This is a genomic window from Streptomyces sp. NPDC058637 (assembly GCF_042717325.1).
Taxonomy (GTDB): domain Bacteria; phylum Actinomycetota; class Actinomycetes; order Streptomycetales; family Streptomycetaceae; genus Streptomyces.
The window spans coordinates 65,835-78,610 of the sequence record NZ_JBHXRD010000020.1 but is presented as its reverse complement, the minus strand read 5'-3'; the positions used below and the strand labels follow the sequence as shown (position 1 = coordinate 78,610).

14 protein-coding genes are annotated in these 12,776 nt (G+C 71.6%); 3 read left to right on the top strand and 11 right to left on the bottom strand.

All coding sequences use genetic code 11. From position 1 onward, the window contains the following. Positions 1 to 233 precede the first annotated feature (233 nt). Complete coding sequence (locus ACFWVP_RS21235) at positions 234 to 1,271, bottom strand: NUDIX domain-containing protein (RefSeq protein WP_384498720.1); 1,038 nt, start codon at positions 1,269 to 1,271, stop codon at positions 234 to 236. A gap of 316 nt (positions 1,272 to 1,587) precedes the next feature. Here ACFWVP_RS21235 and ACFWVP_RS21230 point away from each other — a divergent pair, with 316 nt between their 5' ends. Next, the gene (locus ACFWVP_RS21230; RefSeq protein ID WP_384498718.1) at positions 1,588 to 1,764 is read left to right on the top strand and encodes a hypothetical protein; all 177 of its coding nucleotides are present in this window, start codon (positions 1,588 to 1,590) and stop codon (positions 1,762 to 1,764) included. A gap of 86 nt (positions 1,765 to 1,850) precedes the next feature. Here ACFWVP_RS21230 and ACFWVP_RS21225 read toward each other — a convergent pair whose 3' ends face one another. Further along, on the bottom strand, positions 1,851 to 2,816 hold the full coding sequence (locus ACFWVP_RS21225; protein ID WP_384498717.1) for an ROK family protein: 966 nt from the start codon (positions 2,814 to 2,816) through the stop codon (positions 1,851 to 1,853). A 182-nt stretch (positions 2,817 to 2,998) separates the two neighbouring features. On the opposite strand from ACFWVP_RS21225, the gene ACFWVP_RS21220 reads away from it, so the two are divergent. Continuing rightward, a complete protein-coding gene (locus ACFWVP_RS21220; protein ID WP_384498715.1) occupies positions 2,999 to 4,027 on the top strand; it encodes a LacI family DNA-binding transcriptional regulator in 1,029 nt (342 codons plus the stop codon). A gap of 4 nt (positions 4,028 to 4,031) precedes the next feature. On the opposite strand, the gene ACFWVP_RS21215 is transcribed toward ACFWVP_RS21220, so the two are convergent. From ACFWVP_RS21215 to ACFWVP_RS21195, 5 genes are all read right to left on the bottom strand, one after another. Continuing rightward, positions 4,032 to 5,330 carry a DUF6986 family protein gene (locus ACFWVP_RS21215; RefSeq protein WP_384498713.1) on the bottom strand — a complete coding sequence of 433 codons (1,299 nt, stop codon included), beginning with the start codon at positions 5,328 to 5,330 and terminating at the stop codon, positions 4,032 to 4,034. A gap of 169 nt (positions 5,331 to 5,499) precedes the next feature. Continuing rightward, on the bottom strand, positions 5,500 to 6,462 hold the full coding sequence (locus tag ACFWVP_RS21210; RefSeq protein ID WP_384498712.1) for an electron transfer flavoprotein subunit alpha/FixB family protein: 963 nt from the start codon (positions 6,460 to 6,462) through the stop codon (positions 5,500 to 5,502). 58 nt (positions 6,463 to 6,520) lie between these two features. Beyond that, positions 6,521 to 7,306, bottom strand: a complete 786-nt coding sequence (locus tag ACFWVP_RS21205; protein WP_384498710.1) for an electron transfer flavoprotein subunit beta/FixA family protein — start codon at positions 7,304 to 7,306, stop codon at positions 6,521 to 6,523. Positions 7,307 to 7,506: 200 nt separating this feature from the next. Further along, positions 7,507 to 8,013 carry a flavin reductase family protein gene (locus ACFWVP_RS21200; protein ID WP_384498708.1) on the bottom strand — a complete coding sequence of 169 codons (507 nt, stop codon included), beginning with the start codon at positions 8,011 to 8,013 and terminating at the stop codon, positions 7,507 to 7,509. A gap of 196 nt (positions 8,014 to 8,209) precedes the next feature. Then, positions 8,210 to 8,536 carry a TlpA family protein disulfide reductase gene (locus tag ACFWVP_RS21195; protein WP_384498706.1) on the bottom strand — a complete coding sequence of 109 codons (327 nt, stop codon included), beginning with the start codon at positions 8,534 to 8,536 and terminating at the stop codon, positions 8,210 to 8,212. A gap of 220 nt (positions 8,537 to 8,756) precedes the next feature. Between ACFWVP_RS21195 and ACFWVP_RS21190 the strand changes: the two genes are divergently transcribed. Next, positions 8,757 to 9,479, top strand: a complete 723-nt coding sequence (locus ACFWVP_RS21190; RefSeq protein WP_384498705.1) for a lysophospholipid acyltransferase family protein — start codon at positions 8,757 to 8,759, stop codon at positions 9,477 to 9,479. Positions 9,480 to 9,510: 31 nt separating this feature from the next. Here ACFWVP_RS21190 and ACFWVP_RS21185 read toward each other — a convergent pair whose 3' ends face one another. The 4 genes from ACFWVP_RS21185 to ACFWVP_RS21170 all read right to left on the bottom strand — a co-directional run bounded on the left by ACFWVP_RS21185 (position 9,511) and on the right by ACFWVP_RS21170 (position 12,750). Then, positions 9,511 to 10,203, bottom strand: coding sequence for a B3/4 domain-containing protein (locus ACFWVP_RS21185; protein ID WP_384498703.1), 693 nt, complete (start codon positions 10,201 to 10,203; stop codon positions 9,511 to 9,513). Positions 10,204 to 10,255: 52 nt separating this feature from the next. After that, on the bottom strand, positions 10,256 to 10,855 hold the full coding sequence (locus tag ACFWVP_RS21180; RefSeq protein ID WP_384498701.1) for a transglutaminase domain-containing protein: 600 nt from the start codon (positions 10,853 to 10,855) through the stop codon (positions 10,256 to 10,258). Positions 10,856 to 10,924: 69 nt separating this feature from the next. Continuing rightward, on the bottom strand, positions 10,925 to 11,986 hold the full coding sequence (locus ACFWVP_RS21175; RefSeq protein ID WP_384498833.1) for a threonine aldolase family protein: 1,062 nt from the start codon (positions 11,984 to 11,986) through the stop codon (positions 10,925 to 10,927). After that, positions 11,983 to 12,750 (bottom strand): SDR family NAD(P)-dependent oxidoreductase, encoded by a 768-nt coding sequence (locus ACFWVP_RS21170; protein WP_384498700.1) that lies wholly within the window; start codon positions 12,748 to 12,750, stop codon positions 11,983 to 11,985. The genes ACFWVP_RS21175 and ACFWVP_RS21170 overlap by 4 nt, the downstream gene beginning before the upstream one ends. Between the last annotated feature and the right edge of the window lie 26 nt (positions 12,751 to 12,776).

Here is a 12,776-nt window from a genome sequence, read left to right as displayed (position 1 = left end):
ACACGGATCTCGCCGGCGCCGCTCCTCGGCCGCACTTCGGTCCAGGTGGCGCCGGACACCTTCAACTCGGACTGGGCGCGGGCCTTCACGACGTATCGGTGCTCGGGCGCCCTGGTCACCCGCCCGATTCGGTCACAGCGGTCCGTTCACCGGGAACACGGGCACGCCGGTCATCGGGGGCTGAGGCACGCCGCCGGTGACCGCGGCGGGCCGCTGACCTGCAGACCGTCCCCTCAGCCCACCGGCACCCCGGCCTCCAGGTTCAGGACGGTGGCCCGTTCGCGGGCGCGCAGGGCCCAGCGAAGCCGTTCGAGGCGGGTGGGCGGCAGCATGGCGGCCGCCTCCTCCTCGGTGACGAACCGCCAGCCGCGCAGCTCCGCACCGGGAAGCAGCAGCTGTGCGGCGTCCTCTCGGGGCAGGAGTCCGCCGTCGAACAGGAAGCGCAGGCCCCCGTACGCGGGCGGCTCCGGCGCCTCCCAGTCGACCACGAGGAGTTTCGGGACCGTGCGGAGGCGGAGCCCCAGCTCCTCGGCGACCTCCCGGATCCCGGCCTCGGCCGGTGCCTCTCCCGGCTCCACGACCCCGCCGGGGAACTCCCAGCCGGGTTTGTAGGTCGGGTCGACGAGCAGGACCCGGTCCTGCTCGTCGAAGAGCAGGACACCGGACGCGACGGTCTCCGCGCGCGGTTGCGGGGTCTGGACTATCCCGCACTCCCTGGCCTCTCCCGTGCGTACGGCCTCGGCGATCCGCTCGGCCGTCTCGCGCGGGGTGAGGGCGCTGGTGTCGATCGTGAGGGCGTCCGCGGTGATCCACTCCAGGGCGGCCAGGTAGGGCTCGATGTGTTCGTACACCCACTGCCCGGAGCGCTCGTTGTGCCCGGGACGGCCGGCGTATTCCTCACGGTCGGCTATCCGCCTCCGCAGGATCGTTTCCTCAGGTGAGAGCAGTACATGGCACACCGGAATGCGCCGGGAGGCGAGTCCGCCGAAGATCTCGTCGCGGTACTCCTGCCTCAGCAGTGTCATCGGCACCACGAGCACTCCGGGAAGCTCTGCGAGCAGCGCGGCCGCCGTATCGACCACCAGACGCCGCCAGATCGGCAGGTCCTGGAAGTCGGTCACTTCGGCGAGCTTCTTCTGGGGCAGCAGGTGGCGCAGTCCCCCGCCGATCAGTTCGGGGTCGTAGAAGGTGCTGTTCGGGATCAGGTCGATCAGTTCGCACGCAGCACTGGTCTTGCCCGCACCGAACGCACCGTTGATCCAGACGATCACGGGTCCCCCTCTTCCGTAGCCCCCTGTGGCTTGCCCGCAACACCCTGCTGCGGAAACCCCGCCGGGGCGACGCTTGTTACGGCGAGGCGACCGCCGGGGGCGCGGGGGGCGCGGGGGGCGCGGGGGGCGCGGGGGGCGCGGGGGGCGTCCCACTGTACGAGCCCGGCCGGGGGCGCGGCCGTAACGGGGGACGCCGGCTGTCGTTGGAGCGGACAGCGCAGGAACCACAGCACGCGCAGCACAAAAACCACGGCACGCGCAGCACGCGCAGCCCAGGAACGACGCAGGCAGCACAGGACGAACGGGGGTACGCGCGGTGCGCCGTACGGTGATCGAGCGGTTCCCCGCGGGCGGACCGCGGGGCAGCAGGCCCGCCGAGGAGTTCGCGGCGGCCCGCCGCGGCGAGGGCATGCCCGCCGAGGTGGTGATGGACATGGACCAGGACGCGTTCCTCGTGGTCGTGCCGCGGCAGCCCGCGGACGGGGACCGCTGAGGACCCGGACGGTCCGCCGGAAGACCGGGACCGCCCGTGCGGCCGCCGGTCCGCCGCGAGGCCTCCGTGCGGCCCCACCCGGTCCGCTACGGGGCCGCCACGGCCCGTACGTCCGCCTCGGCGTGACGGACCGCCGACGCGGCGGCGGCGGCGCCCACCAGGCCCGCGTCGGTCCCCATCACGGCCGGCGTCACCGCGATGCCCTGGACGAAGGAGAGCGTGGCGTAGTCGCGCAGGTACCTGCGCAGCGGCCCGAAGAGCACCTCGCCCGCCCCGGCCACTCCCCCGCCGATCACCGCGATGTCGATCTCGGTCAGTGTGGCGGTCGCGGCGATACCGGCGGCGAGCGCCTGGGCGGCCCGCTCGTACGAGGCGACCGCGGCCGGGTCGCCGGCCCGCGCGGCGGCGGCCACCGCGGCTGCGGTGGTGTCGCCGTCCGGGCCGGGCAGCCATCCGTTCTCCAGGGCGCGCCGCGCGATGTTCGGCCCGCTGGCCAGGCGCTCGACGCAGCCACGCGCCCCGCACGGGCAAAGGTCGCCGTCGAGGTCGACGCTGATGTGGCCGATGTGGCCCGCGTTTCCGGTCGGCCCCCGGTGCAGCTTCCCGCCCAGCACGAGGCCCCCGCCGACACCCGTGGAGACGACCAGGCAAAGAGCGTTGTCGTAACCGCGGGCGGCGCCGAGCCAGTGCTCGGCCGCCGTCATCGCGACACCGTCGCCGACCAGCGCGACCGGCAGTCCGCCCGCCGCCGCGCCGACCCGCTCGACCAGCGGGAAGCACCGCCAGCCCGGCACGTTGACCGGACTGACCGTACCCGCTGACGCGTCCACGGGGCCCGCGCTGCCGATGCCGACCGCGCGCGCCCTGTGCCACAGCGGCGAAGCCCTGAGCTCGTCCAGGACGGCGTCGACCGCCCCCATCACCGTTTCGGCGTCCTCACGTGCGGGGGTCGGCCGCTGGGCCCGCACCAGCAGGGATCCGCCGCCGTCCACCAGCGCGCCGGCGATCTTGGTGCCGCCGATGTCGAGCGCGGCGACGAGGTCGGTATGCATCGGTGTGGACTCTCCGGAGGGGTGCGGGGCGGGACCTGCGAGTTCAGTCGGTGGTGGTCACAGTCTCTATTCTGTTGACAACGTTGTCCAGGGCCTATGCTCGACGCCACAGCCTCCGGTCCCTCCCTGCACCACTCAGGGACGGCAGGAACGCCCCGCACCCGACGACAGGACAGCGCACCGTGGCCGAGACCGCCCGTCATCCCGAGTCCCGCTACGGCAACAGGCCGACCATGAAGGATGTGGCAGCCCGTGCCGGAGTGGGACTCAAGACGGTCTCCCGGGTGGTGAACAGCGAACCCGGCGTCACCCCCGACACCGAGCGCCGCGTCCAGGAGGCGATCGAGGCCCTCGGATTCCGCCGCAACGACAGCGCGCGCGTCCTGCGCAAGGGCCGCACCGCCTCGATCGGTCTCGTGCTCGAAGACCTCGCGGACCCCTTCTACGGCCCGCTGAGCCGCGCCGTCGAGGAGGTGGCCCGCGCCCACGGCGCCCTGCTCATCAACGGTTCCAGCGCCGAGGACCCGGACCGTGAGCAGGAGCTCGTCCTCGCGCTGTGCGCCCGCCGCGTGGACGGCCTCATCGTGATCCCGGCGGGTGACGACCACCGCTATCTGGAGCCCGAGATAAAGGCCGGGATCGCCACCGTGTTCGTCGACCGGCCGGCCGGCCGGGTGGATGCCGACATGGTCCTGTCGGACAGCTTCGGCGGCACGCGCGAGGGTGTGGCCCATCTGATCGCGCACGGCCACCGCAGGATCGGCTTCATCGGTGACCAGCCCCGCATCCACACGGCTAAGGAGCGACTGCGCGGCTACCACGCCGCCCTGACCGATGCCGGGATCACCGTCGAGGACTCCTGGGTCTCCCTCGGCCCGACCGATCCGGCCCGGGTCAGGGCCGCCGCCGAGACCATGCTCGCGGGCCCCGCGCCGGTCACCGCGCTCTTCGCGGGCAACAACCGTGTGACGGTCACGGTTGTCCGGGTCCTCGCGGAGTGCGACCGCAGGATCGCGCTCGTCGGCTTCGACGACATCGAGCTGGCCGACCTGCTGGGCATCACCGTGATCTCCCAGGACGCCGCGGCGGTCGGCCGTACCGCCGCGGAGCACCTCTTCCGCCGTCTGGACGGTGCCGACCACGCCCCGGCCAGGGTCGAGCTGCCGACGCGGCTCATCCCGCGCGGCTCGGGCGAGCTCCCGCCCGCCTGAGCCGCTACGGAGCGGTCACGGTCAGCCCGCCGCGGCGGGGTGAGGCGAAGGTGTCCAGGTCGGCGCGGGTGAGGCCGGTGAGCGCGGCCACCTCCGTGGTGTCCAGGGCACCGCAGTCGATGCCCCGCAGCAGGTAGCCGCTGAGGGCCTTCGCGGTGGCGGGCTCGTCCATGACGTCACCGCCGGCCTTGGCGACGTACGCGGCGAGCCGGGACGCGGCCTGTCCCAGGCCCTCGCGGTAGAAGGTGTAGACGGCCGCGTAGCGGGTGGGCAGGTGCCCGGGGTGCATGTCCCAGCCCTGGTAGTAGGCGCGGGCCAGGGCCCTGCGGGTGAGACCGTGGTGGAGGCGCCAGGCGTCGTGGACCTGCGCGGTGGGGCCGACGGGCAGCACGTTGGTGGAGCCGTCGCAGACGCGGACGCCGGTGCCCGCGGCGGCGACCTGCATGACGGCCTTGGCATGGTCGGCGGCGGGGTGGTCACTGGCCTGGTAGGCGGGGCTGACGCCGACGCAGGCGCTGTAGTCGAAGGTCCCGTAGTGCAGGCCGGTCGCCCGGCCGCGCGCGGCGTCGATCATGCGGGCCACGGCCGCGGTGCCGTCGGCGGCGAGGATGGACTGGCTGGTCTCGATCTGGATCTCGAGGCCGAGGCGCCCGGCCGGCAGGCCATGGGCCTCCTCGAAGGCCTCCAGCAGGCGGACGAAGGCCGCGACCTGCTCGGGGTACGTCACCTTCGGCAGTGTGAGGACGAAACCGTCGGGGAGGCCGCCCGCCCGCATCAGACCGGTGAGGAAGATGTCCGTGGTGCGGATGCCACGGTCGCGTACGGCCGCTTCCATGCACTTCATACGGATGCCCATGTAAGGGGCCGCGGTGCCGTCGCCGTACGCGGCGGCCACCAGCCGGGCGGCGCGGGCCGCCGCCTCGTCCTCCTCGGCGTCCGGGCGCGGCCCGTAGCCGTCCTCGAAGTCGATGCGCAGGTCTTCGACGGGCTCGCTCTGCAGCTTGGCCCGTACGCGGTCGTGGACGGGCTCCGCGAGCTCCTGGGGGATGCCCAGGACCCCGGCGAGGGCGTTGGCGTCGGGGGCGTGCTCGTCGAGGGACGCCAGGGCCCGGTCGCCCCAGGAACGGATCGTCGTGGCGGTGAAGGCGTCGGCGGGGACGTAGACGGTGTGGACGGGCTGGCGCGTACCGGGGTCTCCCGGGTAGCGGCGGACGAGTTCCGCGTCCACCTCCGCGAGGGAGGCACCGATCTCCGCGCCGACCGCGCCGGCGAGGCTCGTCGCCACCTTCTCCTGCTGACCCATGACCGCACCCTCCATCTGACAGCGTTTCCGCTTCCCGGAATCATTCATCCGCATAGTGAAGTTATAAGTCGCCAATGCCTGCGTCAATGGTGATCGGAAACGGCCCGGGGCCGCGCGGCGAGAACACCACGCGGCCCCGGGCCGTCGTACGGGTACGGCTTCCGCCGGATCAGCCCTTGCGGGTCTTGACCTCGTCGGTCAGCTGCGGGACGACGTCGAAGAGGTCGCCGACGACGCCGTAGTCGACGAGGTCGAAGATCGGGGCCTCGGCGTCCTTGTTGATCGCGACGATCGTCTTCGAGGTCTGCATGCCGGCCCGGTGCTGGATCGCGCCGGAGATGCCCGAGGCGATGTACAGCTGCGGGGAGACCGACTTGCCGGTCTGGCCGACCTGGCTGGTGTGCGGGTACCAGCCGGCGTCGACGGCGGCGCGGGAGGCGCCGACGGCGGCACCGAGCGAGTCGGCGAGGGCCTCGATGATTCCGAAGTTCTCCGCACCGTTGACGCCACGGCCGCCGGAGACGACGATCGCGGCCTCGGTCAGCTCCGGGCGGCCGGTCGACTCACGCGGGGTGCGGGAGATGACCTTGGTGCCGGTGGCCGTCGCGGAGAAGGACACCGCGAGGGCCTCGACGGCGCCGGCGGCCGGAGCGGCCTCGACGGCGACCGAGTTCGGCTTGACCGTGATGACCGGAGTGCCCTTGGAGACACGGGACTTGGTGGTGAACGAGGCGGCGAACGCGGACTGCGTGGCGACCGGGCCCTGGTCACCGGCCTCCAGGTCGACGGCGTCGGTGATGATGCCGGAACCGATGCGGACCGCGAGGCGGGCCGCGATCTCCTTCGCCTCGGCGGAGGAGGGCAGCAGCACGGCGGCCGGGGACACCGCGTCGTACGCGGCCTGGAGCGCGTCCACCTTCGGTACGACGAGGTAGTCGTTGAACTCCGGCGCGTCGGCGGTCAGGACCTTGACGGCACCGTGCTCGGCGAGCGCGGCGGCGGTGTCGGCGGCCCCGTTGCCGAGGGCTACGGCGACGGGCTCGCCGATGCGGCGGGCGAGCGTCAGCAGCTCCAGGGTGGGCTTGCGGACGGCACCGTCCACGTGGTCGACATAGACGAGAACTTCAGCCATGGGACTTCAATCTCCTGCGTGCGAGGGAGTGCGGGGCGGTTGGGGGAACAGCCGGGGCTCAGATGAACTTCTGGCCCGCAAGGAACTCGGCCAGCTGCTTGCCGCCCTCGCCCTCGTCCTTGACGATCGTGCCCGCGGTGCGGGCCGGACGCTCGGCCGCGGAGTCGACCGCGGTCCAGGAACCCGCCAGGCCGACCTCGTCCGCCTCGATCTCCAGGTCCTCCAGGTCGAACGACTGAACCGGCTTCTTCTTCGCCGCCATGATGCCCTTGAAGGACGGGTAACGGGCCTCGCCCGACTGGTCGGTCACCGAGACCACGGCCGGGAGGGACGCCTGGAGCTGCTCGGACGCGCTGTCGCCGTCACGGCGGCCCTTGACGGTGCCGTCCTCGACCGAGACCTCGGAGAGCAGCGTGACCTGCGGGACGGAGAGTCGCTCCGCGAGCAGCGCCGGAAGCACGCCCATGGTGCCGTCCGTCGACGCCATGCCGCAGATGACCAGGTCGTAACCGGTCTTCTCGATGGCCTTGGCCAGCACCAGCGAGGTACCGATGACGTCGGTGCCGTGCAGGTCGTCGTCCTCGACGTGGACGGCCTTGTCGGCGCCCATCGACAGCGCCTTGCGCAACGCGTCCTTGGCGTCCTCGGGGCCCACCGTCAGCACGGTGATCTCCGCGTCGTCCGCCTCGTCGGCGATCTGCAGTGCCTGCTCGACCGCGTACTCGTCGAGCTCCGACAGCAGACCGTCGACGTCGTCACGGTCCAGGGTCAGGTCATCGGCGAAGTGCCGGTCGCCGGTGGCGTCGGGCACGTACTTCACACAGACAACGATCCTCAAGCTCACGCCGGCTCTCCTACTGCATCGTCATTTCTGGGCTGCCTTGTTGCACGCAGCATAGGCGCCTTATGGGGCGGATCCGGTCGGGGCGACCGGTGCTCCGAGGGCGATATTACTCGTCAGTACACCCAGCATATTCCCCATAAGCAAGCGCTTGGAACTGTGACGTAGCCAACGCGCGCCGCTCAAGTGCCGCCTGCGTGCCCTCAGTCTCGCAGAGCCGTGAAACGGCCCTGGTGGTAGACCAGTGGGCGGCCACCGCCCGCCGGATCCCCGAGCACCGCCTGGGCGATCACGATGCGATGGTCCCCCGCCGGGATCCGGGCCACCACCCGGCACACCAGCCAGGCAACCACACCGCCGAGCAGCGGTACGCCCTCGGGTCCGCTGCGCCAGTCGGTGGGCGGGCCGAACCGGTCGGCACCGCTGCGCGCGAAGGTGGCGGCCAGCTCCCGCTGGTCCTCGCCGAGTATGTGCACACCGACGTGCTCCGCCTCGGCCACGACGGGCCAACTGGACGACGAGGTGCCCACGCCGAAGGAGATGAGGGGCGGATCGGCCGCGACGGAGTTGAGCGAGGTGGCGGTGAAGCCGACCGGCCGCTCACCGGCCGCGGTGATCACGGCGACCCCGGCGGCGTGCTGCCGGAAGACGGAGCGGAGAAGTTCGGGCGAAGCCGTCCGGGGAGTGCCGAGATCGGGCGATGCCGTCATGGAAAGGTCCTTCTGCGAGGGGGCGTACGGGGCCGTGGGTTCTTCAGGCACCCGGACAGCGCGCACCGGCGTGGCGCACCAGGTCGACATGGACCCGGCCGAAGAGAAGGAGTTCTGGCGGCATAACGTCAGGGTGACGATGTGCGGCGTGTGCGGTCAAGCGTGTCCCGGTATGTGGGAGATGTGTCACGGTCCGTCACATCGCCTGTCCCAGTGCGGCGACGACGTCCGCGGTACGCGGCTGCCCCACCGCCCTGCGGACGATCCGGCCGGCCGCGTCCAGCACCAGGACGGTCGGTGTGCGGCTGATGCGGAGTCTGCGTACGAGAGTGAGATGCGCCTCCGCGTCGATCTCCACGTGGGCGACGCCCTCGACCGTCGCGGCCACCTCGGCGAGCGTGCGCCGGGTGGCGCGGCAGGGCTGGCAGAACGCGCTCGAGAACTGCACGAGAGTCGCCCGATCACCCAGTTCAGCGCCGAGTTGGGCTCGGTCCAGCATGTCGGCAGCCGTCTGCCCGTCCATCCGCGGCCTCCTTCTCAGAGCTCTGCGCAAAGAGTCAGCACCGGGCCGCGGCATTACATTCCCGGAGGATTCACGTGACGAGAATCTCGCGCCCTGGGCCCTTTGGGGCTGGCCACGGCGTCGCACATGGGGCACGATCGCCACAATGCCGAATACCTACGGCTGCGTAACTTACGCCGGGAGAACCCTCCCCAGGCACTGAAGAAAGGTCTTCATCCAGATGGCAGAGCTCGTCTATCGGCCGGTCATCGGCGCCGCTCGCACGCTGTTCAAGGCGCTCGACCTGAAGATCGACACACAGGGTTCGGAGCACATCCCGAAGACCGGTGGCGCGGTACTGGTGAGCAACCACATCAGCTATCTGGACTTCATCTTCACCGGACTCGGCGCCCTGCCCCAGAAGCGGCTCGTCCGGTTCATGGCGAAGGAATCGGTCTTTCGGCACAAGGTCTCCGGACCGCTGATGCGCGGCATGAAGCACATCCCCGTCGACCGCAAGCAGGGCGAGGACGCCTACGCGCACGCGCTGGCGTCGCTGCGGTCCGGCGAGATCGTCGGGGTGTTCTCCGAGGGGACCATCTCCGAGTCCTTCATGCTGAAGAGCTTCAAGTCGGGTGCCGCCCGGCTGGCCCAGGAAGCCGGCGTTCCCCTGATTCCGATGGCGCTGTGGGGCACCCAGCGACTGTGGACCAAGGGCTACCCGCGCAACTTCCGCCGCAGCCACATCCCCGTCACCATCCGGGTCGGTGAGCCCATGGCCGCGCCCTCCGACCAGTACGCGGGCGCGATCACCCGTCGACTGCGGGAGCGCGTGCAGGAGCTGCTGGAGGCGGCACAGCGCGCCTATCCGGTGCGCCCCAAGGACGCGAGCGACACCTGGTGGATCCCGGCCCACCTCGGCGGCACGGCCCCGACGCCCGACGAGGTACGCGAGCGCGGCTGACGACGGGGCACGGCCGGGCACGACGGAGGCTTCACGCCGGTGCGTGGAGGGTGATCCGCGCTCCCGGGCTCAGCTTCTCCAGCGACTCGGCGAGTTCGGTGGCCGCGGCCCCGAGCTCGCCGGGTGTGCTGGGGGCCAGGCCTTCCAGCAGGAAGACCGCGTTCACCGAATCCTCGGTGAGGCGGGTACGGACGCCCTGGCGCCAGTTCCAGCGTCGACAGGTGACGGCCTCGTCGTCGCACCAGACGACCTCGCCGGGCTCCGGGTTCTCCACGACGTCCGCCCCGCCCGCGGCCGTGGGGAACGGCTCCCGGCCGGTCGCACGCACGAGCCGCATGGCGCCCTTGATGTGATCGGTGTCCTCGCCGCCGACCGGGATCAGGTGGGCGACGCTGATCGCGTTGTAGAGGTCGACCAGCCGGTTGATGCGGGGCAGCCCTGCATCGGTGAGCGCGCGCCGGGCGAGGGCTTCGGCCGAATTGCGGGTGCGGGACGGCTTGGCGCCGAACGCCGCGTACACCTCGCGCCAGGCCGCGACATGCGGGTCCTCGTGCGGCGCCCGGCCGCCGAGCCGCTCGACGAGCCTGCGGGTCGCGTCGTCCAGGAGGGCCGAACTGCCTTCGTCGCTCGGCCCGTTCACCAGCCCGCGCGCCTCGACGGCGAGGTGGGTGAAACCGGGGGCGAGGCTGCGGACCTCGTCGGAAACGGTGATCGTCAGGGTCATCGTCTGCCTTACGTCGATGCGGTACGGGGAAGGACCGCGCCCGGCGCGGGCGTCAGAGCGCGGTGGGCAGGTTCCGCCACAGCTCCGAGCGGTCCCGGGCGCTCCGCAGCGCACGGAGAACCTCCGGGTGCGGTACTGCATAGAGTACCGGATAGTCCACTTCGCTGAACTGCGCCCGTGGCGCCCAGGCCAGCCGCTCCGCCCCGGCCGAGAACTGGGCGTCGATGCCCGGCTTGTTCCCGCGCGGATCCTGCCGCACCCAGCGCTCCGTCCCCGGGAGCCTCACCGCCACCAGTCCGTGGACGGCCGGGTCGGCACCCTCGTCATCGGTGAGCCGCTGGTAGCAGAGACCGGCCGGGATCCCCGCGGCCCGCAGCAGGGCCGCCAGGGCGTGCGTCTTGGCATAGCAGATGCCGGTACGCGCGGCGAGCACGTCGGAGGCGCGCCAGGTGACCCGCGGATCACCGGCGTCCGCCGAGTGCGGGATGGTGTCGCGCACGAACGTGAACGCGGTGGCGGCGTATGTGTATGCATCAGCCGTCTCGGCACCGAGGCGGCCGGCCGTCTCGCGCACCAGCGGGTGATCATGGTTGACGACCTCGTCTGCGGCGAGGTAGGCAGAGATCCCGGGGGTGTGCTGAATCAGCTCCATGCCCGCCGAGCGTAACGATGCGACCGACCGAAAGCCACTGACTTTCCGGTCGGCCGCATACTTATGCCACTAGTGCGCCATCTCTTCCTTGAGCGCCTGGACGAACGCGTCGACGTCCTCCTCGCGGGTGTCGAAGGCGCACATCCAACGGACGTCACCCGCCTTCTCGTCCCAGAAGTAGAACCGGAAGCGCTTCTGCAGCCGCTCGGACACCGCGTGCGGGAGCCGCGCGAAGACGGCGTTGGCCTGGACCGGATGAAGGATCTCCACGCCGTCCACCGCGCTGACGCCGGCGGCGAGCCGCTGCGCCATCTCGTTGGCGTGCCGGGCGTTGCGCAGCCAGAGATCGCGCGCGAGCAGGGCCTCCAGCTGGACCGATACGAAGCGCATCTTGGAGGCGAGCTGCATCGACAGCTTGCGCAGGTGTTTCATCGCACGGACGGCGTCCGGGTCGAGGACGACGACGGCCTCGCCGAAGAGCGCGCCGTTCTTGGTTCCGCCGAAGCTGAGGACGTCGACGCCGACCGCGTTGGTGAACGTGCGCATCGGCACGTCCAGGGACGCGGCGGCGTTGGCTATCCGGGCGCCGTCCAGGTGCACCTTCATGCCCCGCTCGTGCGAGTGCTCGCAGATGGCCCTGATCTCGTCGGGGGTGTAGACGGTACCGAGCTCGGTGTTCTGCGTGATGGAGACGACCTGCGGCATCGCCCGGTGCTCGTCGTCCCAGCCGAAGGCCTGGCGGTCGATGAGCTCCGGAGTGAGCTTGCCGTCCGGGGTGGGGACGGTGAGCAGCTTCAGCCCGCCCATCCGCTCAGGCGCGCCCCCCTCGTCCACGTTGATGTGGGCGGACTCGGCGCAGATCACCGCACCCCACCGGTCGGTCAGCGCCTGGAGGGCGACGACGTTGGCGCCGGTGCCGTTGAACACCGGGAACGCCTCGGCGGTGGGGCCGAAGTGGCTGTGCATGACCCTCTGGAGATGGCCGGTGTAGTCGTCCTCGCCGTAGGCGACCTGGTGGCCGCCGTTGGCGAGGGCGATGGCCGCGAGGATCTCCGGGTGCGCGCCCGCGTAGTTGTCACTGGCGAAACCGCGTACGTGCGGGTCGTGATGCCGCCGCGCGTCGGTCCTCAGGGTTGCGGGGTCAGCCACAGGCGCTTTCCGTTCACTTCTCCGGCGGGCACGTCCCAGACTCCGGCGATGGCCTCGGCCAGCTCCTTGACGTCGGTGAAACCCGCGAACTTCGCATTCGGGCGCTCGGCGCGCATCGCGTCGTGCACCAGTGCCTTGACGACCAGGATCGCAGCAGCCGCCGTCGGCCCTTCGTCGCCCCCCGCCTTGCGGAAGGCGTCACCGAGGGCGAGCGTCCAGGCCTCGGCCGCCGCCTTGGACGCCGCGTAGGCGGCGTTACCGGCTGTGGGGCTGCTCGCTCCGGCGGCACTGATCAGCACGTAGCGGCCGCGGTCGCTGCGCTGGAGGACGTCCTGGAAGGCGAGCGAGGTGGACTGCACGGTGCGGATCAGCAGCTTCTCCAGGAAGTCCCAGTCCGCCAGGCTGGTGTCCGCGAAGCCGGCGCTGCCGCGCCAGCCCCCGACCAGGTGGACCAGCCCGTCGACCCGGCCGAATTCCTTCTCCGTCTTGGCGGCCCAGTCCTTGGCCGCCTCCAGGTCGAGCAGGTCCACGGTCTCCCCGGTGACGGTCGCCCCGCCGTGCGCGTAGCGCGCCGCGTCGACCGCCTCGGCGAGCCGCTCGGGGTGGGCGTCGGAGGCGACCACGGTCGCACCCGCCTCCGCGAGCCTGAGCAGGGTGGCCCGGCCGGCGGCTCCCGCCGCTCCCGCCACCGCGATCACCGCACCGTCGAGCACACCGCTCCCGTCGCCCATGGCTGTTGCGTTCATGGCCACCGCCTCCTCAGAACGTGCGC